This window comes from Erythrobacter litoralis HTCC2594 (assembly GCF_000013005.1).
Classification (GTDB): Bacteria; Pseudomonadota; Alphaproteobacteria; order Sphingomonadales; family Sphingomonadaceae; genus Parerythrobacter; species Parerythrobacter litoralis_A.
Genome location: NC_007722.1, coordinates 1781023 through 1804857, shown reverse-complemented (window position 1 = coordinate 1804857; position 23835 = coordinate 1781023). Strand labels below are relative to the sequence as shown.

Here is a 23835-nt window from a genome sequence, read left to right as displayed (position 1 = left end):
CCCGACAATTCGACTGAAGGAAATTCCCATGGCGGTCACCCGCACCTTTTCGATCATCAAACCCGATGCCACCAAGCGCAACCTGACCGGCGCCGTCACCAAGATGCTGGAAGAGGCCGGCCTGCGCGTCGTCGCTTCGAAGCGCATCCGCATGTCCCGCGAACAGGCCGAAGGCTTCTACGCGGTTCACAAGGAACGTCCTTTCTTCGGTGAACTCGTCGACTTCATGATGAGCGAGCCGGTGGTCGTGCAGGTGCTCGAGGGCGAAGACGCCGTGAAGCGCAATCGCGACGTTATGGGCGCGACCAACCCGGCCGAAGCCGCCGAAGGCACGATCCGCAAGGAATACGCCCTGTCGATCGGCGAAAACACCGTCCACGGCTCGGATAGCGAAGAGAACGCGAAAATCGAGATCGACTTCTTCTTCGACGAGGACGAGATCGTCGGCTGAGCCTCGCGCTCAAGCGAATTCAAAGAGGGCCGCTCCGATCGGGGCGGCCTTTTTTGTGTCGCGAATTGGGTGGGAAGCGGACGTTAGCTCTGCACTCGAAATGGATGGTTCGGGTTTTGCCTAACGAACTCGTCGACATCTCTCAGACGCTCGGGATACGGCTCAACATCTCGCCTACCAGTGTTGGGAAAGAATCGAAAGCCAGCATTCCAAAGCCTCTCGGCTTTGTTCCATTGTTCCTTGTCTGATTTCTTCGGTGCCTTAAACGCTCTGCCCATGAAATGCGCTGGTTCCCCGCATTCAGGACAAACGGCCGCGCTGTCTTCAGACAGTTTCCAAGACTTTCGGCAATCGAAGCACGCATGAGCGGAAAGATAATCCGGCCCGCGATGCGTTGGCGGCACACTCGGTCCGGGAATAGATCGGTTCCCAATCGCTTTGCGGACTTCCATGCGCTCAGACTTGGAGGGCGGTTGGCTCATTTGCAGGTAGATGCCCGAACATCTGCATATCCGCAATTGGGTCGCAAGCGGACCTAACACTCGTCAGCCACATCCATCATCTTGGTCAGGCGCTTCGGTGCGACCGCCTGCCAGCTGCGCTTCAGCCAGTACTCGACCTGATCCCAATCGCAATTCGGGCGGTTGAGGATCACGCCGACCCAGCCGCTCGCGCCATAGTAGGCGGGTCTGTAGAATGCGTCCGGATCGCGCTCGACGAGTTCCATCAGCTCGTCGGTGCCGCTGGTCTTGGCGAGCAGGGCGATATTATCCTCGCCGTGGTGCCGGTCGCTGAAATAGGCGAAATACTTCCCGCTCATGCCGCCGGTGCGCCAGCCGGGCGCGCCGTGGCTGGGGCGCTCCTCGGCTTCGGGAAGCGCCATCGCCAGCGCGCGCACCCGTTCCAGAAGCCAGCCGGAATCGAACGGGCGCGAGACGAAGTCGGCCAGCACGCGCGGGTAAAGCTGGTGCTCGGCCAGCTTGACCCGGTAGGCGAGCGTTTCGGGCGTGTCGCTGTCCATGATCGCAACGGGAGCTTGCCCCAGCACCTGGCCACCGTCGAGCTCGCTGGTGACGAGATGCACCGACGTGCCGCAAAATTCGTCGCCCGCCTCGAGCGCGCGTTCGTGGGTTTTCAATCCCTTGTATTTGGGCAGAAGCGACGGGTGGATGTTGAGCATCCGGCCTTCCCACCGCGTGACCATCTCGTCCGAAAGGATGCGCATGTATCCGGCGAGCGCGATATATTCTGCGCCGGAACTTCGAACAGCAGCGTCCATCGCCTGGTCGTGTTCCTCGCGGCTCATCCCTTTGTGGCTGAGCGCAAAGGTCGGGATACCCTCGGCTTCGGCCAACGACAGGCCGCCCGCGTTCGGATCGTTGCTGGCGACGAGGACGATTTCGTAGGGGCTGTCCGGGAGGCGGCTGGCATAGAGGAGCGCCGCCATATTGGTCCCGCTGCCCGAAACCAGCACGGCCACCTTGGCGAGCGGCGTCTCAGCCAAGATGCCGGGTTTCCCAATCGGCGGTGGCGGACCATGTGCCTGTCGAGCCGCGCACGGTGCAGCCTTTCTCACCCGCCTCGATCGTTCCGATGCGGTGGACGGTTTCGCCCGCCTCGTTCAGGCGCGCCGTCACCGCCTCTACCTTGTCCGGCGTGACCGCCAGGACCATTCCGATCCCGCAGTTAAAAGTGCGCGCCATCTCGCCCGGTTCGATGCCGCCCTGCGCCTGGAGGAAAGCCATCAGGCGCGGCTGTTCCCACGCATCGGCATCGATCACCGCATGCGCGCCTTGCGGCAGCACGCGCGGAATATTCTCCAGCAGCCCGCCACCGGTGATATGCGCCAGCGCGTCGATTTCGCCTGCGCGCACTGCGGGCAGCAGGCTGGCGACATAAATCCGCGTCGGTTCGAGCAAATGCTCGATCAGCAGGCGCTCGTTGTCGAACAGGGCGGGGCGGTCGAGCTTCCAGCCCTTGTCCGCCGCCAGCCGCCGGACCAGCGAATAGCCGTTGGAGTGGATGCCCGATGAGGCGAGGCCAAGCAGGACATGGCCGGGCGCAACCTTCGTGCCGGTCAGCTGCTCGCCACGTTCGACCGCGCCGACGCAGAAGCCGGCGAGGTCGTAGTCGCCTTCGGCATACATGCCGGGCATCTCCGCCGTTTCCCCGCCGATCAGCGCGCATCCGGCCAGTTTGCAGCCCTCGGCAATGCCCGCGATCACGCGCTCGGCGACGCCGTTTTGCAGCTTGCCGGTGGCGAAATAGTCGAGGAAGAACAGCGGCTCGGCACCCTGCACGATCAAATCGTTCACGCACATGGCGACGAGATCGATACCCACCGTATCATGGCGCTGGGTGTCGATCGCGAGCTTGAGCTTGGTGCCGACGCCGTCATTGCCTGCGACCAGCAGCGGGTCCTTGTACCCGGCCGCCCCGGGGTCGAAGAATCCGCCGAAGCCGCCGATCTCGCCGTCCGCGCCGGGGCGCATCGTGGCTTTCACCAGCGGTCCGATCGCTTTGACGAGCGCGTTGCCGGCATCGATATCGACCCCGGCATCGGCATAGGTATAGCCGGTTTTTCCAGAACTATCCGCAGACATGCCACGACCTTTAGTCTTTCGCGCTTGGAATCGCACGTGGCTTTCGGCAAAAGGCTCGCGGTTTTCCCCATGGCACTGATCGCACACCTCCCCACCCGCATCCTGATCGCAGGTCTGGCGCTCCTGGCAGCGCTCGGCGTGGGAATTGCGGTGATGACGTCGACCCTGTTCGGGCAGGTCGAGGGCGAGCGCGGCATTCCTGTCGTTACCGCCAGCCGCGATATCGACGTGTCCGGGATCGAGGTCGACGTCACCGGCGACACCGCCGCCGATGCACGCGAGGCAGGCTATCTCGAAGCCTTGCGCAAAGCATGGGAAAAACTCGACGGGCCGAACATATCCGATGGGCAGCTGCAGAGCATGGTCTCCGCCATCGTCGTCGAGCGCGAGCGGCTGGGCGGGCGCCGCTATGTCGCGACATTGGGCGTGATCTTCGATCGCCAGCGTGCCGGACGCTATCTCGGCGGCAGCGGGGCGCAGGCTCGCTCGGCCCCGATGCTGCTGGTACCCGTTCTCATGACCGGAGGAACAGCGCTGGTTTACGAACAGCGCAACGACTGGCAGCGGGCCTGGGCCGAATACCAGTCGGGCTCGAGCCGGATCGATTATGTCCGCCCCTCTGGCGCTGGCGGGGACTCTCTGCTCATTACCTACGGCCAGACCAGCCGCCGCAGCCGCGCGTGGTGGAGCAACATCCTCGACCAGTTCGGTGCCGCTGATGTGCTGGTGCCGATCGCCCGGCTCGATTACCAATATCCGGGAGGGCCGGTCCAAGGGACTTTCACCGCTCGCTACGGGCCGGACAATCGCTATCTGGACCGCTTTACGCTCACCGCGCCCAATCCGGAAGCCGTTCCGGACATGATGCGGCAGGCAGTCAACCGATTCGACGATGTCTTCGAAGCGGCCCTGGCCGAGGGCAAGCTGCGACCCGACCCGACGCTCAACCAGCGCAATATCGGGGTGAGCCCGGAACTGCAGCGCCTGATCGAGGCGGGGCGCGCGGCACAGGCGCAAGATCGCGCGGCAGCCGCGGCGGCGGCAGGGAGCGAAGGAGAGGAGGGTGCCGAGACTGCTCCGACGCCTGCGCCGACGCCGACCGAGGCCGCAACCTCTGCCACCTTCGTGGTCCAGTTCGTTACACCCGATGCGGGATCGTTCGACGCGACGCTCTCCGGAGTGCGCGCGACCCCGGGCGTCCGCGCCGCCGCGCCGAGCAGCGTCGGGATCGGCGGCACTTCGGTGATGCAGGTGAGCTATTCGGGCAGCCTCGAGCAACTTGCCGGAGCACTGCGTGCGCGCGGGTTCACCGTGACCCAGGGCAGCAACGCGCTTCGTATCAGTCGCTAGGCCAGGCGGTCGTGCCCGCTCCGGCTCGCTTTTCGCAGATCGCCTTGCCGCTGGCGCACGGGCATTCATCCAACCCTGCGGCAATCGTGGTCGGAAATGCCAATGCGCGGATCATCGAAGCGCTGGCAGAGCCGAGCGCCTGGCCGTTCGGCACGGCCATCCTGATGGGGCCGCCCCGCTCGGGCAAGTCGCTGCTGGGCCGCTGGGTCGAAGAGCAGGGCAAGGCGACAGTGATCGACGGAGCGGACAGCGAAAGCGAAACGACGCTGTTCCATCGCTGGAACAGGGCGCAACAAAATGGGGAGAAATTGCTGCTCATCGCCGACGGGGAAAGCTGGCACATTACGCTGCCCGACCTGAAATCGCGCCTCGGAGCCGCGCTCCACGTCGAAATCGGCACGCCGGACGATGCCATGCTGGGCGATCTCGTGCTCAGCCATGCGACACGGCGTGGCCTTGCGCTCGGCGAAGATGCCCTTACCTACCTGATTCCAAGGGCAACGCGCAGCTTTGCCGATATCGAGAAACTGGTCGGTCATATCGACCGCCTGAGCCTCGAACGCAAAGTGGCGCCGACGCTGGGAATTTGGCGCGACGCGCTGGAAGCTGTACAAGGGCCTGAACAGGCGCGCTTGTTTTGAGGGCGTCCAAGGTCGCAAAAGTGGGAGAACCCCGCCAATGCTGAACGGGCTCACCGCCTATCTGGATTCCGTCCGCGCCCGCGATCCGGCCCCGCGCTCGCGCTGGGAGATACTCCTTTACCCCGGTGTCTGGGCGCTCGGCTTCCATCGGGCCGCGCACTGGCTGTTCGAAGCCCATCTCTATTTCCTTGCCCGGCTGGTGAACCACATCGGGCGTTTCCTCACCGCAATCGACATCCACCCCGGGGCCAAGATCGGGAAAAACTTCTTCATCGACCATGGGTTTACGGTGATCGGGGAGACTGCCGAAATCGGCGACGATGTCACCATCTATCAATGCGTTACCCTGGGCGGGACCAATCCGACCAACGGGGTCGGCGGTAAGCGGCACCCGACCATCGAGGACAATGTCATTATCGGCTCCGGCGCGCAGGTGATCGGCCCGATAACCGTCGGCAAGCGCGCACGCATCGGTGCCAATGCCGTGGTGATGGAAGACGTGCCCGAAGGCGCGACCATGATCGGCATGAAGGCTCGCTCCACACTCGTTCCGGCCGAGGAATGGGCGCGCGAATTCCTCCCCTACGGCACGCCCTGCGAGGATGCCGAGGGGAACCGGATCGACTGCATAGAGAAGCTGGAAGGCGAGCTGCACTCGCTGAGGGCAGAGATCGACGAGCTGAAACAGGCACGCACCGCCGAAGCCGAGCCTGAAACCGCCCGGCGGAGCGGGACCGACAGCTGATGAAATCACCTCTCGGCGATACCGTCGTCGCGTTTCCCGGCCGCAAGCCCAACCAGGTCGGTTTCGAGCGCGACGAACTGCAGCGCATCCTGGAGCTCTATGGCCGCATGGTCGCCGCCGGCGAATGGCGCGATTACGCGATGGATTTCACCAAGGACGCAGCCGTTTTCGCCGCTTTCCGCCGCGCCGCCGAGCGTCCGCAAGCGCGGGTCGAGAAGCGTCCGTCCCTACGCAACAAGCAGGGCATGTGGGCGCTGTTCGGCGAGCACGGACAGATCCTAAAGCGCGGGCATGAGCTGGCCGGGGTGCTTGCTCCGATGGAGCGGCGGCTGCTCAAGTCGATCGGGGACTGACTTCCACGGAAAGAGGCCCCGCACCGGAATGCGAGGCCCCGTTCTCATCCGCAGAAATGGGCGTTAGCCGCGCGCGCTGCTTGGCCCGGTGCCCGTGACCTTCTGCATGGCGGTCAGGATCGCGCCCGACTGTTCGGAGCCGCTCTGCGGCGCCTTGAGGTTGGCGAACTCGCTGATCTTGTCCCAGTTGGCGGCGAAGCCTTCGACTGTGCGGTCTTCGTCCTTCAGCCAGACGGCGTCGTTCATCACCGTCCATGCCGAGTGGAAGCCACCCGCGCCGGCGCCGACGATGGCGTTGGTCGGGGCATCTTCGCTGACGAGGAAAAGGGCCGCGGGAACCACGTTGACCGGGTCGAACAGCTTGAAGGCTTCTTCGGGAAACAGGTCTTCGGTCATGCGCGTGCCAGCGACCGGCGAGATCGTGTTGACCTTGATGTTGTACTTCGCGCCTTCGAGTTGGAGCGTCTTGGTGAGACCGGCAAGGCCCAGCTTGGCCGCGCCATAATTGGCCTGGCCGAAGTTGCCGAACAGGCCGGTCGAGCTGGCGGTCATAAGGATGCGGCCATAAGCTTGCTCGCGCATGGTTTCCCACGCCGCCTTGCTGACATTGGCCGAACCGTTGAGGTGGACGTCCACGACGAAGCGGAAGTCGTCCATCGTCATCTTGGCGAAGGTCTTGTCGCGCAGGACGCCGGCATTGTTGATGACGACGTGCACGCCGCCCCACTTCTGCTTCGCGTCGGCAACCATCTTTTCCATCTGCTCGTATTCGGTGACACTGCCGCCGTTCGACATCGCTTCGCCGCCGGCCTTCTCGATTTCCTCGACCACCTGCAGCGCCATGTCCGAATGGCCGGTGCCGTCACGCGATCCGCCGAGATCGTTGACCACAACCTTTGCGCCGCGGCGGGCGAGTTCGAGCGCATATTCGCGACCCAGACCGCCGCCCGCACCGGTGACGATGGCGACCTTGTCCTTGAATGAGATGCTCATGGGGATGTCCTCCTGAAGACGAATTGGGGAATGTGATTTTCTGGTTTCGCGAGCTTTACGCGCCCGTCAACGTGGCGGCTGGGTGGCATTTTCCCTGCTGCGTTGCAACACGCAAATCGGCATTCGCGCATGCCGTAGGGGCAGGCTCGCGAACCACTGTTACAATCGTTCGAGCGTCGGCAACAATTGGTCGAATCGCTCGATTATCGCATCGCCGCCGAGCTCGTGCGGTGGCTTGTCGCAATAGCCGTAGGCGGCGACGACGACAGGCACATTGGCCCCGCGTGCCGCCGCAACGTCGTAGGATGAATCGCCGACGAAAGCGAAGCGCGCACCGCCTGTGCGCTTGCGTGCTTCGATAACGGGATCGGGATGCGGCTTGGCGAGGTGTCGCCCGTCAGGACCCTTGCCCATGCTGTCCCCACCGATGATGGCCACGAAGCGGTCGGCGAGGCCAAGCTGAGTCAGGATCGAAGTCGCAAACCCTTCGAACTTGTTGGTGACGACGGCCATGGTGACATTGCGCGCGGCCAGATCGTCCAGCACTCCCTCCACGCCCGGATAGGGGCGTGAATACACGGCGTTGTTTTCGGCATAATACCCCAGCATCGCTTTGTAGAGCGCGTGGAACTCGTCCTCCGGCATGCCGCCCTGCTGCTCGACCGTGCGTCCCAGCATGATCTTGGCCCCGCCGCCGATCAGGTCTTTCGAACTATCGACCGGGACCGGATCGAAACCGCCGAGCTCCAGCGCGTGGTTTACCGCCGCTCCGAGATCGCGGAAGGTGTCGAGCAGCGTGCCGTCGAGGTCGAAACCCACGGCGTCGAAAGCAAAATCGGCCATGCGCCCTGCGATGCCGCTATGCTATGGAAACTGCAACAATTTGCTGGCAGGGCACGCGCATGAGCACCCAACGAGATTTCGCCGCCGTCATCCTTGCCGCGGGCAAGGGCACCCGCATGAAGAGCGACCTGCACAAGGTCCTGCACCCGATCGCGGGGCGCGCCATGCTCGACCACCTGATGGCCTCGGTCGACGCGCTTGCGCCGAGCGAGAAAGTGGTCGTGGTCGGGGCCGGACGCGAGCAGCTCGAAGCGGCGGTCGAAGGCCGCGCCAAGACCTGCTTGCAGGAGCCGCAACATGGCACCGGGCACGCTGTGCAGCAGGCCGAGAGCGATTTAGCTGGATACGAAGGCGATGTGCTCATCCTGTATGGCGACGTGCCCTTCGTGCGCAGCTCGACGATGGAAATGATGCTCGACCGGCTCCACGAGCAGGATGCGCCGGCGGTAGTCGTGCTGGGCTTCGAACCCGACGATGCGCTGCAATATGGCCGGGTAATCGCCAATGCTGATGGCCACATCGAAAAGATGGTCGAGTTCAAGGATGCGAGCGAACAAGAGCGCGCGTGTACCCTGTGCAATTCGGGCCTGATGGCGGTGAAGGGCGCGGACCTGTTCGACCTCTTGCGCCGGGTTGGCAACGATAACGCCCAAGGCGAATACTACCTGGTCGACATCGTCAACATCGCCCGCGGGGATGGTCGCCACAGCGCGGTCGTGGTGACGGACGATCCGGGCGAAGTCGCCGGGATCAACTCCCGCGCCGAACTCGCCGCTGCCGAAGCGCAGTGGCAGGAGCTGAAGCGGGAGGAGGCGATGGCGGCGGGCGTGTCGCTCAAGGCGCCGGAAACCGTATTCTTCAGCTGGGACACCGAATTGGGCCGCGATGTCACCGTCGAACCCAATGTCGTGTTCGGCCCCGGCGTGAAAGTCGCCGACGGCGCGCATATCAAGAGCTTCAGCCACTTGGAGGGCGCGACGGTCGGCCCCAACTGCCAGGTCGGTCCTTACGCCCGCCTGCGCCCCGGCGCGGTGATGGAGGAAGACAGCTTCATCGGCAATTTCGTCGAGATGAAGAAAACGACCCTCGGGCCCGGGGCCAAGGCCAGCCACCTGACCTATCTCGGCGACGCTACCGTCGGCGCGAAGGCCAATATCGGCGCGGGCACCATCACCTGCAACTACGATGGCTATTTCAAATACCAGACCGTGATCGGCGAGCGTGCCTTCATCGGCTCCAACAGCGCGCTGGTCGCGCCGGTGACGATCGGTGCCGATGCGATCGTGGCTGCGGGCAGCACCGTCACCCGCGATGTCGCGGACGGCGAGCTACGCATGGAGCGCGCCGAGCAATCGGTGAAGCCGGGCTGGGCCGACCGCTTCCACGACACGATGAAAAAGAAGAAAGCGGCGGAGCCCAAAAAGTAAATGTGATTGACCCGGCTCACCTGCGCGGCAATCCCTTGAACACAAGATGAGCCGACACGACAGTCGGTCTTCTTTTGTAATGGGGGAGCGTGCGGTCTTGGTCGAGCAAAGCAAACGAGGGAAGATTGGCTGCCCTGCGGCCAACCTATTCCTGTCCGGTCGCCATATTGCTTGCCGCATCGCCGATGTGACGACCGACGGCGTCTTGTTGATCGTCCCGGCCGGCACATCGACATCCGCAGGCGATACGGTCGCCGTTTCCATCGACGATTTTCCCAGCGCGGTCGCGCGCGTGCAATGGGTCAGCGCGGATCGCCTGGGACTGGAATTTCGCACCGGCATCGACGCCAGCGTCGTCGCTCACATCGAGCGGGAGCGGGCGATATTGCTGGATGATGCCGCCGCGAATGGCACACTGGCGGACATCGCACAGGGTAATGGCTGACGAACTGGCCTGCTGGCTGTGCGGGCGCGCCATCGAAACGCGGCTGCAATGGCATCACCCCGTGCCCAAGTCGAAGAAGGGGCGTGAGACCGTGCCCGTCCACCCGATCTGCCACCGGGCGATCCACGCCCACTTCACCAATGCCGAGTTGGGGCGTTTCGGCGAGGATAGGGCGCGGCTGCTCGAAGACGAGGAACTGGCGAGATTTGTCGCCTGGATACAGGGCAAGCCTGCCGATTTCCATGCACCCTATCGGCGATAAGTCATTCGTCGACGGAACTTATCATCCGGTCCCCCATTGCTCTCATCGAAAGGTCGATGGAGCGTAGCGTGTTGAAATTCCTGAGTTTGGCAATTGGTGCGGCGATCACCGCGGTCGGTGGCACAGCCATCGCGCAGTACAGCTCGGTCGAAGAGCAGGCCTACGAACGCATCGCGAGTGATGGCGTTATCGAACTCAGGCAATACGAGCCCATGATCATCGCACAGACGATCCACGCCGGCCCGCGCGAACGGGCGCTCGCCGCGGGCTTCCGGCGGCTGGCCGACTATATCTTCGCCGAAGATCGACCGGGTGCGGAGATCGCCATGACTTCGCCCGTCTTGCAGGACCAGGCGGAAGCGATCGCGATGACCGCCCCGGTGATGCAGGACGGTGTCGGACAGGGCGCGTGGCGCACCCGCTTCGTAATGCCGCGCCAATATACGATGGCGACCTTGCCGGCCGCGCCCGATTACATCCAGTTGCAGGAAGTGCCGACGCGCACTGTTGCTGCCATCACCTTCTCCGGTCGCGCTGGAAGCGAGGAACTCGGGCGGCAAGAGCGCGCCCTGCGCGAGTGGATCGAGACAAATGGCTTCGAAGTGATCGGCGGTGCCGAGTACGCTTTCTACGATGCGCCGATGGTGCCCGGTCCCTTGCGGCGCAACGAAGTCATGATCGAAGTTTCCACGAACGAATAGAAAAGGGCGGCTCACGCGGAGCCGCCCATGTCTATCCGTCGTCGATTGCCGCTGCTTCTATTCGGCGCCCGCCGCTTCCGCCCCCTCTGCACGCGCATCCATCAACTGCTGCATCAGGTACACCCACTGCATCGCTTGCAGCTTGGCGCGCTGTTCGTTGTCGACGCCGCCCGAATGGCCGCCGGTCATGTCCTCGTAATAGAGGTAGTCCTGCCCGTTAGCCGCCATCCGCGCGGCAGCCTTGCGGCCGTGGCTCGGGTGGGTTCGGTCATCGGCAGTCGAGGTGACGTAATAGATGCGCGGGAAGTCCTTGTCCTTGGTCAGTTTCTGGTAGGGTGAATAGCCCTCGATCCATTCGCGCTGTTCGGGGATGCGCGGGTCGCCATATTCGCCGATCCACGAGGCACCGCGCCCGATCAGGTGATAGCGCAGCATGTCGAACAGCGGGATCTGCACGATCGCCGCGTTGAACAGGTCCGGGCGCTGGGTGAAGGCGGTGCCGACCAGCAGGCCGCCCTGCGAGCCACCCTGGATGCCGAGATGTTCGGCGCTGGTGAAGCCGCGCGCCTGGATATCTTCGGCGATGGCGATGAAATCATCCCAGGTCCGCTGCTTGTTCTCGCGGATCGCAGTCTGGTGCCATTGCGGCCCGAACTCTCCGCCGCCGCGCATGTTGCCGAGCACATAGGCCCCGCCGCGCTCCAGCCACAGCTTGCCGGTCGAATCGAGATAGCCCGGCAGGCGCGGGACCTGAAAACCTCCGTAACCGGTGAGCAGGGTCGGGGTTGAGCCGTCCATCACCATGCCCTCAGGCTTGACGATGAAATAAGGAATTTTGGTCCCGTCCTTGCTGGTCGCTTCGTACTGCTCGATGTCCATGCCCTCGGCATCGAAGCGGCTCGGGCTTTCCTTGACCTGTTCGAGCGTTACACCGTCTTCGGCATAGAACCAGCGCGTCGGGGTGAGGAAATCGGTCGCCGCGAACATGATTTCGTCGGTCTCGTCCGAAGCGGTGGTGATGCCGGTGGTGGCATTGTCGGGCAGGTCGATTTCGCGGCTGACCCACGCGCCGTCCTCGTAGTCGAACTTGAGAACCTTGCCGCGCACATTGTCGAGCAGATTCACATACATACTGCTCTTGGTGTTCGCGCCGCCACGCTTGGTCTGGCGTTCGCCTGGAGCCCAGACCAGCGTCAAGTCGGCGCCATTGGGATCGGCCTTCCACTCCTCCAGGTCAGCCGCCACAATGGCGTCGGCGGGGAAGGTCTGCTCGCCCCTGGTCCAGTCGACATCGGTCGAAAACAGGATCTGCCCGTCGATAATGCCGTAGGGATTCGCCTTCTTCGGAATGTCGAGTTGCAGCCACTCGCCGTCCTTCTCGAAGAAATAGGTGCGTTCGTGGAAGGAAAGGCCGCGGTAAGCCATGCGGCCATGGATTGTCGCTTCACCATCGCGCAGCAGGTAGGCACCTGACGACACGTCGCTCTTTTCGCCGCGGAAGATCTCCGGTGCATCTTCGATCGCCGTGCCGCGTTTCCACAGCCGGGTGGTGAAGGGGTAAAAGCTCTCGGTCGTCGTATCTTCGTTGAAGTTGCGGCTCACCAGCAGTGTATCACGGTCGAGCCAGCTGACGCTGCCCTGGCTTTCCTCGAGTTCGAAACCGCCTTCGACGAAATCGAGCGTTTCAAGATCGAATTCGCGCACGACACGCGCATCCTTGCCCCCGTCAGACAGGTAGACCATGCAGCGCGTGCCGTCGGGCGGCAGGCAGGTCATCCCGCCATAGACCCATTCCTTGCCCTCGGCCGCCGCCAGCGCGTCGATATCGAGGATGGTCTCCCATTGCGGATCGTCGGTCCGCCAGCTTTCCATCGTGGTGCGGCGAAGGATGCCCTTGGGGTTGTCGGCATCCTGCCAGAAGTTGACGCGGCCATAATGCGTGAAGCTGATGCTCGGGACACGGTCGTCGGCGTTATAGATAGCCAGCGCTTCGGCCTTGAGTTCTTCGAACCGGGGATCGCTCTGCAGCGCCTCTTCGGTCTTGGCATTCTCGCCGCGCACCCATTCGAGCGCGCGATCGCTGCGGGTTTCCTCCAGCCAGATGAACGGATCGTTCTCGGCCTCGTATTCTGGTTCTAGCACTGTGTTGGAATCCTGTGCGTCGAGCGGTGAAACGGCGGTAGCCAGCGCAAGGCCGGCGGCAAGCGCCTGCATGGAAGTGAATTTCATGGATGCGTCCCCTGGATGAAGTTCAGATGCGCACCATGCCAAGCTGAGCAGCGAAAACAAGGGGTTCGGAAGGCCAAGGTCGGCGGTTCGTCGAACGAAAAAGGGCGACCGCATGGCCGCCCTTTAGTCGTTTTGTGTTCTTCTGGTTCTAACCCGAAGGATTATTCGGTGACCTTCTCCGCGAGGACCGTGAGACCGTTCTCACCGACTTCGGCAAAGCCGCCTTCGACCATGATCTCTTCCGGTGTGGCACCTTCGGTCTTGAAGACCTGGACTGCGCCGTCGCGGATGGTGGACATGAAGGGCGCGTGACCCTCCAATACGCCGAACTCGCCTTCGCTGCCGGGCACGACCACCATGTGGACGTCCTCGGAGCGGACCTGGCGTTCGGGCGTGACGAGCTCGAAGTGCAGGGCCATGATGCTTACGCGTCCTCGGCCATCTTCTTGGCCTTCTCGACCACGTCGTCGATGCCGCCGACCATGTAGAAGGCCTGCTCCGGCAGGTGATCGTATTCGCCTTCGACCACAGCCTTGAACGACGCGACCGTGTCTTCGATCTGCACGAAGCAGCCCGGGATGCCGGTAAAGACTTCGGCAACATGGAACGGCTGCGACAGGAACTTCTGGATCTTGCGCGCACGGGCGACGGTGAGTTTATCTTCTTCCGACAGCTCGTCCATGCCGAGAATGGCGATGATGTCCTGCAGCGACTTGTACTTCTGCAGCGTTTCCTGGACCTTACGGGCAGTTTCGTAGTGCTCCTGGCCGACAACACGCGGCTCGAGAACGCGGCTGGTGGAATCGAGCGGGTCGACCGCCGGGTAGATGCCCAGCTCCGAAATCGCGCGGTTCAGCGTGGTCGTTGCGTCCAAATGAGCAAACGAGGTTGCCGGGGCAGGGTCGGTAAGGTCATCGGCGGGAACGTAAATGGCCTGCACCGAGGTGATCGAACCCTTGGTGGTCGAGGTAATACGCTCCTGCAGGTTACCCATGTCGGTCGACAGGGTCGGCTGGTAACCCACGGCCGAAGGAATACGGCCCAAGAGGGCGGACACTTCCGAACCGGCCTGCGTGAAGCGGAAGATGTTGTCGACGAAGAACAGCACGTCCTGGCCTTCTTCATCGCGGAAATATTCCGCCATGGTCAGACCCGACAGAGCGACACGAGCACGCGCGCCGGGAGGCTCGTTCATCTGGCCGAAGACCAGCGCCACCTTGGAACCTTCACTGATGGCTTCACCAGCCTCGTTCTTGGCGATGACGCCTGCGTCGAGGAATTCGTGATACAGGTCGTTACCTTCGCGGGTACGCTCACCCACACCGGCGAAGACGGACACACCGCCGTGGCCCTTGGCGATGTTGTTGATGAGCTCCTGGATCAGCACGGTCTTGCCGACGCCGGCACCGCCGAACAGGCCGATCTTACCACCCTTGGCGTAAGGGGCGAGCAAGTCGATTACCTTGATGCCGGTGACGAGGATGGCAGCGTCGGTGGACTGGTCAACGAAAGCAGGCGCTTCAGCGTGGATCGGGTTCGCCTTGTCGGCGCCGACCGGGCCGCGCATGTCGATCGGTTCGCCGACCACGTTCATGATGCGGCCGAGCGTCTTCGGACCGACCGGCACGGAAATCTGCGCGCCGGTGTTGATCACTTCCTGGCCGCGGACGAGACCGTCGGTCCCGTCCATCGCGATGGTGCGAACGGTGTTCTCACCCAGATGCTGGGCAACTTCGAGAACCAGCGTGGTGTCGCCGTTCTCGGTCTCCAGCGCGGTCAGGATCGCGGGCAGTTCGCCGGGGAACTGCACGTCGACGACTGCTCCGATGACCTGGCTGATCGTGCCATTGGTGGTCTGATTAAGGACGGGTGCGGTGGCCATGTTCGTTTCCTTAGCCTAGCTCAGATGTTCAGGCGCCAGCGGCGCAAACGGTTTCGGGATCGGCGATCGTCCATTCCCCGTCGCCCGGGGTGAGGGTCGCCTTGTTGCGGAGGTATTCGTCGTCGCCGAGGCCATACTCGCACAAGACATCTGCGGAGCCGATGCCGAGACGCTTGCAGACCGAGGTATTGACCGGCTCTGCATCCGGACAGGCGGCGGCATAGACTGACGCAAACACATTCTCGTCGGGTGCCGCAAGCGACTCCGCCGGTTCCGCAGTGGCGGTTTCGACCGGGGCCGGCTCAGCGGCAGGTTCTTCGCCGCAGGCTGCCAGCGCGAAAGCGGGGAGAAGGAGGAGGAGAGCGCGTTTCGTCATGGGGATCCTGGCGTTAAAGGGCTTCTGCACCGGCGATGATCTCGATCAGCTCGGTCGTGATCGCGGCCTGGCGACTGCGGTTGTACTGGATGGTCAACTTGTTGATGAGGTCGCCCGCATTGCGCGTGGCGTTGTCCATCGCGGTCATCGAGGCGCCCTGTTCGGAAGCTTCGCGTTCGAGCAATGCGCCGAACAGCTGCGTCTTGACGTAGCGGGGGAGCAGTTCCTCGAGGATTTCCTCCTCGCCCGGCTCGTATTCGACCACAGCGTCACCGCCAGTGCCTTCGCCCTCGGGGGAGGGGACGGGGATGAGCTGGTTGGTGGTCGGGTCCTGTACGAGCGCGCTCTTGAAGGTCGGATAGACCAGATGCGCAACATCGAATTCACCGGCTTCGAACATGTCGATCAGCTCATTGGCGATCGCGTCGGCTTCTTCGAAACCGGGCTGCTTCACCGTGCTGGTATCGAAATGTTTGGCGATCTGCTTCTCGTAGTCGCGTTTGATCGGCGCGCGGCCTTTCTTGCCGACGAGGTAGAACTGCACATCCTTGCCGGCGGCGATCAGTTTTTTGGCCTGCGCCTTGGCTTCCTTGACGATGTTGGAGTTCAGGCCGCCGCACAGACCCTTGTCGGTGTTGACGACGACCAGCAAATGTTTCTGGTCGTTGCCGCTACCGGCCAGAAGCCTGGGCGCGCTGTCGCCCGACACCTTGCCCGCGAGCGACGCCATCACGTCCGCCAGCCGCTCCGCATAGGGGCGGGCCGCTTCGGCATTGGCTTGCGCACGGCGCAGCTTGGCGGCTGCGACCATCTGCTTGGCCTTGGTGATCTTCTGGGTCGATTTGACCGACCCGATCCGATCCTTGAGTTCCTTGAGTGAAGCCACTCTTTTAACTCTCCTTTTCGTCACCCCAGCGAAGGCTGGGGTCTCTTTCCACTAGGTCGTACCTCGCGGCACGAGATCCCAGCTTCCGCTGGGATGACGGCGAAACTTACGCGAACTGCTTGGCGAAGGCGTCGAGCGCGGCGACGGTGGCCGCCTTGGTGTCGTCTTCGAACTTGCCGGTGTCGCGGATGGTTTTGAGTATGTCCGCATGCTCGGAGCGCATGAAGCTGAGCATCTGCGATTCGTATTCGGTCACGCGGTCGACGGCGACATCGTCGATATAGCCATTGGTACCGGCGAAGATCGACACGGTCTGCTCTTCGAACGGCATTGGGCTGAACTGCGGCTGCTTGAGCAGCTCGGTCAGGCGCGCGCCGCGGTTGAGCAGCTTCTGCGTCGAAGCGTCCAGGTCCGAACCGAACTGGGCGAAGGCGGCCATCTCGCGATACTGCGCCAGCTCCAGCTTGATCGAGCCCGAGACCTTCTTCATCGCCTTCGTCTGGGCGGCACCGCCCACACGGCTGACCGAGAGGCCGACGTTGATCGCCGGGCGCACGCCCTGATAGAACAGGTCGGTCTCGAGGAAGATCTGGCCGTCGGTGATCGAGATCACGTTGGTCGGGATATAGGCCGAAACGTCGCCGGCCTGCGTCTCGATGATCGGCAGGGCGGTCAGCGAACCGCCGCCATTGTCGTCGTTCATCTTGGCCGCACGCTCGAGCAGGCGGCTGTGAAGATAGAAAACGTCGCCCGGATAGGCTTCGCGGCCCGGCGGGCGGCGCAGCAGCAACGACATCTGGCGATAGGCGACAGCCTGCTTGGAAAGGTCGTCATACACGATCACGGCGTGCATGCCGTTGTCGCGGAAGAACTCGCCCATGGCGCAGCCGGTGTAGGGTGCGAGATACTGCAGCGGAGCAGGCTCCGAAGCGGTTGCGGCGACGACGATGGAATATTCCATGGCGCCGTTCTCTTCGAGCGACTTCACGATCTGCGCGACGGTCGAGCGCTTCTGGCCGACGGCGACATAGACGCAGTAGAGCTTCTTGCTCTCGTCGTCGCTCTCGTTGACGGTCTTCTGGTTGATGAAGGTGTCGATCGCGACGGCGGTCTTGCCGGTCTGACGGTCGCCGATGATCAGCTCGCGTTGGCCACGGCCGACGGGAACGAGCGCGTCGATCGCCTTGAGGCCCGACTGCACCGGCTCGTCGACCGACTTGCGCGGGATGATTCCCGGGGCCTTCAGCTCGACGCGGCGACGCTCGGTCGTTTCGATCGGGCCCTTGCCGTCGATCGGATTGCCCAGCGCGTCGACGACCCGGCCGAGCAGGGCCTTGCCGACGGGAACGTCCACGATGGTTTCGGTCCGCTTGACGTTGTCGCCTTCCTTGATCTCGGCGTCCGAGCCGAAGATCACGACACCGACATTGTCGGCTTCGAGGTTCAGGGCCATGCCCTGCACGCCATTGGCGAATTCGACCATCTCGCCGGCCTGGACGTTGTCGAGGCCGTGGATGCGGGCGATACCGTCACCCACCGAGAGAACGGAACCGACTTCGCTGACCTGCGCTTCGGTGCCGAAGTTGGCGATCTGGTCCTTGATGACCTTGGAGATTTCTGCGGCGCGGATGTCCATTGTGCCTTAGCCTTTCATCGCGTTGGCGAGGGTATTCAAGCGGGTGCGGATCGAACCGTCGATGCGCTTGGAGCCGATGGTGACGACGAGGCCACCGAGCAGGTCAGGATCGACGGTCGGGGAAAGTTTCACGGTGCGGCCTTCGCGCGCGGTCAGCTTGGTCTTGAGCGATTCGAGCTGATCGTCCTTGAGCGGATGCGCGCTGACGACGTCAGCGGTGACTTCGCCGCGCTGCGCCGCCGCGATCGTGCGGAAGGCGCGGATCATGTCGCCGAGCTTCGACAGGCGGCGATTGGCGGCCAGCGTGCCGAGGAACTTCGTGGTCAGCGGCGAGAGGCCCAGGACGCCTGCGACGCCTTCGATGGCGGAGGCCTGGTCCTTGCGGCTGATTTCGGGATTGTTGGTCACGGCCTTGAGATCGTCCGATTCGCCGAGTGCGGCGTGAAGCTTGTCGAGGTCGGACTCGACCGCGGTCACGACACCTTCTTCGGCGGCGAGTTCGAACAGGGCCGAGGCATAACGGCCTGCCAGGCTAGCCTGAATACCGGCGGAAATATCCACGCGCTTGAGGTCCTCTTGGATCCGGAGAATAACGATGCATCGCTTGGGCCGATTGGGATGCTGGAATGGCACCCCGGCAAAGCTGGCGCGCGCCTAGCATCGGGTATGCCCGAAGGCAAGCCGAGTCCGATGCGGTTTTTGGAACGGATGTTGCGAGATTGGTCTCTGGCGCGGGTGCTGACTGAGGTGAGGGTGGGTGGGGCCGGGCTTTGATTTTTTTGTTTCATGCAGCCACATCCGTGGCTGCGTCCTCGCTAGACGTGCGGCAAGCCGCACCCGCTGCGGGGCGGGCGGTCGCCCTTGCCGAGCCTCCGCCGGCTCGGCGCTCCGCAGCCAAGCCGATATCTCTCGCCAGATGAAATACGCTACCGTGTGGCGGAGCACGGTCGGCGGCCAGCCGACTGCAAGCGCGACTGCGCGCCCGCAGCGATTGGGCCGCAGGCCCCTTGAGCGAGGAAATCGCGAGCGCGGATGCGCTTGCGCAAAACAATAACTCCCCGCATAATTGCGCCAGCGGATTGGAGAGGACCAAACCATGCAAACCACACCGATGGCGCCGAAATGCGGCGTCGAAGTTTCCGGCGTCCAGCTCGCCAGCTGCACCGATGCGGAAATGGAAGATATCAAGCAGTCGATCTACGAACACGGCGTTGCCGTTTTTCGCGACCAGGAATTTTCGCAAGAGGACCATATTCGTTTCGGCAAGCGCTGGGGCGGGATCGACATCAACAATTACTTCCCGCTCGACGACGATTACGGCGAGATCGCGATCGTCAAGAAAGAGGCGGATGAATCGACCAATATCGGCGGGGCGTGGCACACCGACCATTCCTACGACCAGATCCCGGCCATGGGCTCGGTGCTGGTGGCGCGCGACCTTCCGCCGAGCGGGGGCGATACCGAATGGGCGCATATGGGCGCAGCCTATGATGCGCTGCCCGATGACCTGAAAGCCGAGATCGAGGGGCTGGAGGCGTTCCACACCGCCGACCATGTCTACAAGACCGACGGCCTCTATGCGCAGACCGACATGGGCAAGAACCTGCGCGGGCAGGATCTGAAGACCGGTGCCGTGCACCCGGTGGTGATCCGCCACCCGCATACGGGCCGCAAGCTGCTCTATGTAAACAGCGCCTTCACCATCAACATCGTCGGCAAGACGCGCGAGGAAAGCCTGCCGCTGCTCGAAAAGCTCTACGCCGCCGCGCTGACGGGCGACAACCAGTGCCGCCTGCAATGGAAGCCGGGCACGGTGGCGATCTGGGACAACCGCACGACCTGGCACAATGCGATCAACGACTACGCCGGCCACCGCCGCGAGATGCATCGGATAACGTTGTCGGGCGAGGCGCTGGCGGCCTAAAACGGCAATTCTCGCGATGGCCTGGAGGGGGAGTCTCACCCCAAAGTTCTTGCGGCCCAGATAATCGGCGACAGGGCGAGGACAGCGAAGCCCGCAGCGATCCAACGCCAGCGCGCGGCAAAGATCATGCCTATAAACAATAGCCCGAACAACGTGTCGGGACCCGCTCGTAAGACAACGTCGCGGACACTGTTGGACGTCAGCAAAACGTGTCCAAGATAGCCGACATGGATCGACCAGAAATAGAGGCTCACCAGGAGCCACTGATATTTTCGGTTTTCTTGGTAATACGCTGCAAGGTCCACGCCTTCCGCGTCCACCTTGTCGGGCAAAGATACGGCAGCGAGCAGCACGAGCATAACGAGCTGGAACATCACCGGCAGGAATTCCGCGAAAGTGATCGCCCCTTCGCGACCGGCCGCCTGCCACCAATAGGCGATGCTGCTCAACAGAATAAACAGTGCGAATGCCGGCTGGGCCCAGTGCCACTTTACGCGCTTCGACCGCAGCACCCGATCGAGATTGCCGAGTTCGAATGCCACAGCAACGCCCAAGACAATCGATGCGAAGACCAGTGCCTGTTCCATTATCTGTCCTTGACCTCGCAGCGATAGACCAGCCGCTCGTTTGGTCGCTCCGGCAACTGGCTCGTCACTGCGCTTTGCAGGTCGCCGAGCTGCCCCGCAGCGCCATCGACCGTGCAGGCGGGCGGCGTGTAGGCTTCACGCGCTTGTCGCGCCGCGCGCATGGCGCTGGCGGTGAGCAAGTAGCGGTCGGTACGATAGGTGCGGGTCTCGGGATCGTAGCGGTTGATTGCGACGGCGGCTTCGTCATTGGGCACGAAGACGCGGCTCCATTCGCCCGACTGGAAGCCGTATTGCGTGCGGCCGTTGACGCAGCCGTTTTCGGCCCAGTCGAATTCCACAGTTTCTGCAGGCGCGCCGGTGATGCGGCTGCGCTCGGGTACCAGGCGGCAGGTGAGGCTGGCGTTTCCGGGCGAGGCTAGCGCGGTGCCATCGGGGTCGCCATTCTCGTCACCCTCGGCCATTGCCGCTGCGACCTTGCGGTCGATCGCATCAAGGCCGGGGCGCGTAAACCACAGCGCCAAGGCAGCGATCAGGCCGACGCCAGCGATCGTGCCCGCGATCATGCGCTGCCTCTCGCCGTCTTCGCGCCCCCAGGCGAGATAGGTCGCATAACCGCCGCCGACACCGATCAGCAGAGCGATAAGCGCCATCGCCATCTGGTTCTCGCGGCTTTCCTGCACCTGCAGCTCGGCCTCGAGCTGGGCGCGGTCGCGCCGTTCGCGCTCGGCGGTCGCGCGGGCGGCGATTTCCTGCCGCACCAGCGCCTGCTCCTGCGCGGCGCGTTCCCGCTCCTGCGCGTCCAGTTCGGCGATCGAGCGACACGGCTGGCCATTGGTGCGCGGGGTGACATCGCTCGCCCGCAGGAAGGGGATCAGCTCGCGATTGCTGACGGCGAAGTAGAATTCGCCATCGGCGCCTTCGCCATCCGCACCGAAGCTGTTGACCCCGAGCACGCGACCACACTGGTCGAGCAGCGGCCCGCCCGAATTGCCCCGCGCGATGGGGGCCGTGTGCAGGATCGTGTCGAATTGCGTGCTGGGCCGCGAGCCTGAGATGTAGCCGCGGCTGTTGACGGTCGGTTGGGGCCGGAAGATATCGTCGATCTCCAATCCCTGTGCGCGGTCGACATTCATGGGATAGCCGACCGATATGACCTCCGCCGCATCGCGCTCTCGCGAGCCGGCGAGGGTGAGCGGCGGCAGTCGCAGCTCGCCCCCGGTAATCTCCAGCAGCGCAAGATCCTTGGCCGGCGCGATCCTTACGATCCGCGCATAGCTGGCATCGTCGCCATCGCTCGGCACGATGCCGATGCGCAGCGAATCGTCCTGCGCCGCTTCACGCACGACATGGGCATTGGTGACGATCCGTGTCGGCGCGACGGCAAAGCCGCTGCCGTGGCTGATCGGATAGACCCGCTCGCCGTCGCTGCCGATAATCACCACACGCACGACGCCGCGCGCAGCGGCCTGGATATCGGCGGGGTCGGCGAGGGCAGGGTGCGGCAGGGCGAGGCCGAGAAGCACAGCGAAGAGGGTCAGCAAGCGGATCATCGACGCTGTGTTTGACCTCCCTTCGCTTTGATCGCAAGTTTCGGGATGAGGCGATCGACAACCGGGCGTAAACAGGCTGTATGACCAACCAAGCTATCTCTCCCGATCATGCGTGGGCCGCTGTCCAGCGACGCGACCGCTCATTCGACGGGCGCTTCGTCACCGGCGTGCTCACCACCGGGATCTATTGCCGCCCAAGCTGTGCCGCGCGGCATCCGGCGCGCGAGAACGTGCGCTTCTTTGCCGATGGGGCGGAGGCGCGTGCTGCGGGATTGCGCGCCTGCGAGCGTTGCCTGCCCGACGATATCGGGCGCGACGAAGCGGCGGTGCTGGCAGCGGTGGACGAGATCAAGGCCAGCGAGGGCAGGCCGACGCTCGACGAGCTGGCGACGCTGACGGGCTATTCGCCGAGCCATTTCCAGCGGGTATTCAAGCGCGCGACCGGGCTTTCCCCGGCTGCCTATGCACGGGCTTTGCGCGAAGAACGGGCGAAAGATGCGCTCGGCGAAGCAAAGCGGGTGACCGATGCGATTTACGATGCAGGCTATGAAGCGCCGAGCCGGTTTTACGAAGGGATGCAGGGCAAGATGGGCATGAGCGCGAGCGACTGGAAGAACGGCGGCGAGGGTCGCGAAATCCATTACGCGGTGATCGAGACCTCGATTGCGCCGATGCTGGTGGCGGCCACGGACAGAGGCGTGTGCTGCCTTTCCTTCAATGAAGGGGAGGAAGAGCTGCGTGCGCGTTTCCCCAAAGCCGATCTGGTCGAGGGCAGCGACAAGTTCCGAGACCTGTTCGAACGGGTCGCTGCCGCTGTCGAACAGCCCGGCACAGGCCAAGACGTCCCGCTCGACGTCAAAGGCACTGCCTTCCAACAGCGCTGCTGGCAGGCCTTGCGCGAAATCCCACTGGGCGAAACACGCAGCTACGGCGAGCAGGCGGCGATGCTCGGCAATCCCAAGGCCAGCCGTGCGGTCGGCAGTGCCAACGGCGCCAACAATATCGCAGTGCTGATCCCGTGCCACCGCGTGGTGCAAGCCGATGGGTCGATCGGCGGCTACGCCTATGGGCCGGAGATCAAGGCTGAACTGCTGCGGCGGGAGTCGACTCGGCGCTGAGTTTGATGCAGCACTCCGAAATACGAGGAGGAGAGCTGAAATGAACAAGAAAACACACAACCCTACGCCGTGGCTGCAAGGCTTCGGCCTCAATCATGCGGTCGAGGTTTCGGGTGCTACGCGTACGGTCTATTTCTCGGGCCAGACTTCCTCCGCGCCTGACGGTTCGCCGCTGCATCCGGGCGACATGGTGGCGCAGTACAAGGAGGCGTGGAAATGCCTGCAGGATGCGCTTGCAGAAGCCGGGATGGATGCAAGCAACCTCGCGCGGCTCAATTTCTATGTTACCGACGTGCCCGCCTTTATGAGCGCAGCGGAAGAGATCATGCCGATCCACGGTGCGGCAGGGGCCGAGATTGCAAGCACGCTGCTCGGCGTGAAGGAACTTTATCACCCTGATATCATGATCGAGATCGAAGCGACGGCGGTCGCATGAGCGACAACTGCGCTATCGCAGAGCGCCTGTTTCGCGCTTTCGCCGATGGCGATGCCGAAACAGCGCGCGAACTATTGGGGGAAGACTTCCGCGGCACGCAAAACGGCGGGCCGCCGATGGATCGCGACACGCTGCTCAAGTTTGCAGCGGCCTTCCGCTCGGTGGTGCAGGGCTATCGCTATGACAACGCCACCTGCTCGGTGACCGAGACCGGCTTCGTCGAAGAGCACGATGTCTGCGGAACCCTGCCCGACCAATCCGAAGTGCGAATCCCCGCCTGTGTCGTAGCGGAAGTCCAGGACGGGCGGATCACGTCGATCCGCGAATATCTCGATACGGCCAGGGCCGCCGGGGTGATGAAAGCCCTCGGCAGGCCCTGAGCCGTAATTAGCCCGAC

The 23835-nt window shown here is 63.4% G+C and carries 26 protein-coding genes; 13 read left to right on the top strand and 13 right to left on the bottom strand.

The window, feature by feature from the left end; genetic code table 11:
- The first annotated feature begins 28 nt into the window (after positions 1-28).
- Positions 29-451, top strand: coding sequence for a nucleoside-diphosphate kinase (gene ndk / locus EL2594_RS08770; protein WP_011414694.1), 423 nt, complete (start codon positions 29-31; stop codon positions 449-451).
- 535 nt (positions 452-986) lie between these two features.
- Here ndk and purN read toward each other — a convergent pair.
- Complete coding sequence (gene purN, locus EL2594_RS08765) at positions 987-1955, bottom strand: phosphoribosylglycinamide formyltransferase (protein WP_011414693.1); 969 nt, start codon at positions 1953-1955, stop codon at positions 987-989.
- A complete protein-coding gene (gene purM / locus EL2594_RS08760; RefSeq protein WP_011414692.1) occupies positions 1948-3054 on the bottom strand; it encodes a phosphoribosylformylglycinamidine cyclo-ligase in 1107 nt (368 codons plus the stop codon). The genes purN and purM overlap by 8 nt, the downstream gene beginning before the upstream one ends.
- 69 nt (positions 3055-3123) lie before the next feature.
- Here purM and EL2594_RS08755 point away from each other — a divergent pair, with 69 nt between their 5' ends.
- The 4 genes from EL2594_RS08755 to EL2594_RS08740 are packed head-to-tail and all read left to right on the top strand — an operon-like array spanning position 3124 to position 6143.
- Entirely contained in the window at positions 3124-4404 is a 1281-nt protein-coding gene (locus EL2594_RS08755) for a hypothetical protein (protein WP_049762542.1), read from the top strand.
- A gap of 11 nt (positions 4405-4415) precedes the next feature.
- Positions 4416-5045, top strand: coding sequence for a DnaA/Hda family protein (locus EL2594_RS08750; protein WP_011414690.1), 630 nt, complete (start codon positions 4416-4418; stop codon positions 5043-5045).
- Between the two features lie 37 nt (positions 5046-5082).
- Complete coding sequence (gene epsC, locus EL2594_RS08745) at positions 5083-5790, top strand: serine O-acetyltransferase EpsC (protein WP_011414689.1); 708 nt, start codon at positions 5083-5085, stop codon at positions 5788-5790.
- Positions 5790-6143, top strand: coding sequence for a DUF2794 domain-containing protein (locus EL2594_RS08740; protein ID WP_011414688.1), 354 nt, complete (start codon positions 5790-5792; stop codon positions 6141-6143). The genes epsC and EL2594_RS08740 overlap by 1 nt, the downstream gene beginning before the upstream one ends.
- 63 nt (positions 6144-6206) lie before the next feature.
- Here EL2594_RS08740 and EL2594_RS08735 read toward each other — a convergent pair whose 3' ends face one another.
- Positions 6207-7136: an SDR family NAD(P)-dependent oxidoreductase gene (locus EL2594_RS08735; protein WP_011414687.1), complete on the bottom strand. Its 930-nt coding sequence runs from the start codon at positions 7134-7136 to the stop codon at positions 6207-6209.
- Between the two features lie 159 nt (positions 7137-7295).
- Positions 7296-7979, bottom strand: coding sequence for an HAD hydrolase-like protein (locus tag EL2594_RS08730; RefSeq protein WP_011414686.1), 684 nt, complete (start codon positions 7977-7979; stop codon positions 7296-7298).
- Positions 7980-8038: 59 nt separating this feature from the next.
- Between EL2594_RS08730 and glmU the strand changes: the two genes are divergently transcribed.
- From glmU to EL2594_RS08710, 4 genes are all read left to right on the top strand, one after another.
- Positions 8039-9406, top strand: coding sequence for a bifunctional UDP-N-acetylglucosamine diphosphorylase/glucosamine-1-phosphate N-acetyltransferase GlmU (gene glmU, locus EL2594_RS08725; protein WP_041685211.1), 1368 nt, complete (start codon positions 8039-8041; stop codon positions 9404-9406).
- Positions 9407-9503: 97 nt separating this feature from the next.
- Positions 9504-9851, top strand: coding sequence for a PilZ domain-containing protein (locus EL2594_RS15500; protein WP_233994255.1), 348 nt, complete (start codon positions 9504-9506; stop codon positions 9849-9851).
- Positions 9844-10113 (top strand): HNH endonuclease, encoded by a 270-nt coding sequence (locus tag EL2594_RS08715; protein ID WP_011414683.1) that lies wholly within the window; start codon positions 9844-9846, stop codon positions 10111-10113. Before EL2594_RS15500 ends, EL2594_RS08715 begins: the two co-directional genes overlap by 8 nt.
- Positions 10114-10181: 68 nt before the next feature.
- Positions 10182-10814 carry an SOUL family heme-binding protein gene (locus EL2594_RS08710; protein WP_418904572.1) on the top strand — a complete coding sequence of 211 codons (633 nt, stop codon included), beginning with the start codon at positions 10182-10184 and terminating at the stop codon, positions 10812-10814.
- Between the two features lie 57 nt (positions 10815-10871).
- Here EL2594_RS08710 and EL2594_RS08705 read toward each other — a convergent pair whose 3' ends face one another.
- From EL2594_RS08705 to EL2594_RS08675, 7 genes are all read right to left on the bottom strand, one after another.
- On the bottom strand, positions 10872-13043 hold the full coding sequence (locus EL2594_RS08705; RefSeq protein ID WP_011414681.1) for a prolyl oligopeptidase family serine peptidase: 2172 nt from the start codon (positions 13041-13043) through the stop codon (positions 10872-10874).
- A gap of 161 nt (positions 13044-13204) precedes the next feature.
- A complete protein-coding gene (locus EL2594_RS08700) occupies positions 13205-13462 on the bottom strand; it encodes an ATP synthase F1 subunit epsilon (protein WP_011414680.1) in 258 nt (85 codons plus the stop codon).
- Positions 13463-13467: 5 nt separating this feature from the next.
- Entirely contained in the window at positions 13468-14925 is a 1458-nt protein-coding gene (gene atpD / locus EL2594_RS08695) for a F0F1 ATP synthase subunit beta (protein ID WP_011414679.1), read from the bottom strand.
- 28 nt (positions 14926-14953) lie between these two features.
- Positions 14954-15301, bottom strand: a complete 348-nt coding sequence (locus EL2594_RS08690; protein WP_011414678.1) for a hypothetical protein — start codon at positions 15299-15301, stop codon at positions 14954-14956.
- Positions 15302-15314: 13 nt separating this feature from the next.
- Positions 15315-16187: a F0F1 ATP synthase subunit gamma gene (locus tag EL2594_RS08685; RefSeq protein ID WP_011414677.1), complete on the bottom strand. Its 873-nt coding sequence runs from the start codon at positions 16185-16187 to the stop codon at positions 15315-15317.
- 106 nt (positions 16188-16293) lie between these two features.
- Positions 16294-17823: a F0F1 ATP synthase subunit alpha gene (gene atpA / locus EL2594_RS08680; RefSeq protein ID WP_011414676.1), complete on the bottom strand. Its 1530-nt coding sequence runs from the start codon at positions 17821-17823 to the stop codon at positions 16294-16296.
- A 6-nt stretch (positions 17824-17829) separates the two neighbouring features.
- Positions 17830-18384: a F0F1 ATP synthase subunit delta gene (locus EL2594_RS08675; protein WP_041685898.1), complete on the bottom strand. Its 555-nt coding sequence runs from the start codon at positions 18382-18384 to the stop codon at positions 17830-17832.
- Positions 18385-18919: 535 nt separating this feature from the next.
- On the opposite strand from EL2594_RS08675, the gene EL2594_RS08670 reads away from it, so the two are divergent.
- Positions 18920-19747, top strand: coding sequence for a TauD/TfdA dioxygenase family protein (locus tag EL2594_RS08670; protein ID WP_041685209.1), 828 nt, complete (start codon positions 18920-18922; stop codon positions 19745-19747).
- Between the two features lie 35 nt (positions 19748-19782).
- Here the strand turns inward: EL2594_RS08670 and EL2594_RS08665 are convergent, their stop codons facing one another.
- Positions 19783-20334: a hypothetical protein gene (locus EL2594_RS08665; protein ID WP_011414673.1), complete on the bottom strand. Its 552-nt coding sequence runs from the start codon at positions 20332-20334 to the stop codon at positions 19783-19785.
- Positions 20334-21884, bottom strand: a complete 1551-nt coding sequence (locus tag EL2594_RS08660) for a S1 family peptidase (RefSeq protein ID WP_011414672.1) — start codon at positions 21882-21884, stop codon at positions 20334-20336. Before EL2594_RS08660 ends, EL2594_RS08665 begins: the two co-directional genes overlap by 1 nt.
- Before the next feature lie 80 nt (positions 21885-21964).
- Here EL2594_RS08660 and EL2594_RS08655 point away from each other — a divergent pair, with 80 nt between their 5' ends.
- Genes EL2594_RS08655 through EL2594_RS08645 form a run of 3 tightly spaced genes read left to right on the top strand, consistent with a single transcriptional unit; the run spans position 21965 to position 23818 of the window.
- Positions 21965-23002, top strand: a complete 1038-nt coding sequence (locus EL2594_RS08655; protein ID WP_011414671.1) for a bifunctional transcriptional activator/DNA repair enzyme AdaA — start codon at positions 21965-21967, stop codon at positions 23000-23002.
- Positions 23003-23042: 40 nt separating this feature from the next.
- On the top strand, positions 23043-23438 hold the full coding sequence (locus EL2594_RS08650; protein ID WP_011414670.1) for a RidA family protein: 396 nt from the start codon (positions 23043-23045) through the stop codon (positions 23436-23438).
- A complete protein-coding gene (locus EL2594_RS08645) occupies positions 23435-23818 on the top strand; it encodes a nuclear transport factor 2 family protein (RefSeq protein ID WP_011414669.1) in 384 nt (127 codons plus the stop codon). Before EL2594_RS08650 ends, EL2594_RS08645 begins: the two co-directional genes overlap by 4 nt.
- Positions 23819-23835: the final 17 nt, after the last annotated feature.

Excerpts from the sequence above, each read along its gene's own strand:
- EL2594_RS08670 (WP_041685209.1), top strand. The coding sequence starts at position 18,920 with ATGCAAACCACACCGATGGCGCCGAAATGCGGCGTCGAAGTTTCCGGC.
- EL2594_RS08660 (WP_011414672.1), bottom strand. The coding sequence starts at position 21,884 with ATGATCCGCTTGCTGACCCTCTTCGCTGTGCTTCTCGGCCTCGCCCTG.
- EL2594_RS08655 (WP_011414671.1), top strand. The coding sequence starts at position 21,965 with ATGACCAACCAAGCTATCTCTCCCGATCATGCGTGGGCCGCTGTCCAG.
- atpD (WP_011414679.1), bottom strand. The coding sequence starts at position 14,925 with ATGGCCACCGCACCCGTCCTTAATCAGACCACCAATGGCACGATCAGC.
- EL2594_RS08730 (WP_011414686.1), bottom strand. The coding sequence starts at position 7,979 with ATGGCCGATTTTGCTTTCGACGCCGTGGGTTTCGACCTCGACGGCACG.
- EL2594_RS08700 (WP_011414680.1), bottom strand. The coding sequence starts at position 13,462 with ATGGCCCTGCACTTCGAGCTCGTCACGCCCGAACGCCAGGTCCGCTCC.
- epsC (WP_011414689.1), top strand. The coding sequence starts at position 5,083 with ATGCTGAACGGGCTCACCGCCTATCTGGATTCCGTCCGCGCCCGCGAT.
- EL2594_RS08705 (WP_011414681.1), bottom strand. The coding sequence starts at position 13,043 with ATGAAATTCACTTCCATGCAGGCGCTTGCCGCCGGCCTTGCGCTGGCT.
- purM (WP_011414692.1), bottom strand. The coding sequence starts at position 3,054 with ATGTCTGCGGATAGTTCTGGAAAAACCGGCTATACCTATGCCGATGCC.
- EL2594_RS08690 (WP_011414678.1), bottom strand. The coding sequence starts at position 15,301 with ATGACGAAACGCGCTCTCCTCCTCCTTCTCCCCGCTTTCGCGCTGGCA.
- EL2594_RS08645 (WP_011414669.1), top strand. The coding sequence starts at position 23,435 with ATGAGCGACAACTGCGCTATCGCAGAGCGCCTGTTTCGCGCTTTCGCC.
- EL2594_RS08715 (WP_011414683.1), top strand. The coding sequence starts at position 9,844 with ATGGCTGACGAACTGGCCTGCTGGCTGTGCGGGCGCGCCATCGAAACG.
- EL2594_RS08740 (WP_011414688.1), top strand. The coding sequence starts at position 5,790 with ATGAAATCACCTCTCGGCGATACCGTCGTCGCGTTTCCCGGCCGCAAG.
- ndk (WP_011414694.1), top strand. The coding sequence starts at position 29 with ATGGCGGTCACCCGCACCTTTTCGATCATCAAACCCGATGCCACCAAG.
- EL2594_RS08665 (WP_011414673.1), bottom strand. The coding sequence starts at position 20,334 with ATGGAACAGGCACTGGTCTTCGCATCGATTGTCTTGGGCGTTGCTGTG.
- EL2594_RS08650 (WP_011414670.1), top strand. The coding sequence starts at position 23,043 with ATGAACAAGAAAACACACAACCCTACGCCGTGGCTGCAAGGCTTCGGC.
- atpA (WP_011414676.1), bottom strand. The coding sequence starts at position 17,823 with ATGGACATCCGCGCCGCAGAAATCTCCAAGGTCATCAAGGACCAGATC.
- glmU (WP_041685211.1), top strand. The coding sequence starts at position 8,039 with ATGAGCACCCAACGAGATTTCGCCGCCGTCATCCTTGCCGCGGGCAAG.
- EL2594_RS08755 (WP_049762542.1), top strand. The coding sequence starts at position 3,124 with ATGGCACTGATCGCACACCTCCCCACCCGCATCCTGATCGCAGGTCTG.
- EL2594_RS08735 (WP_011414687.1), bottom strand. The coding sequence starts at position 7,136 with ATGAGCATCTCATTCAAGGACAAGGTCGCCATCGTCACCGGTGCGGGC.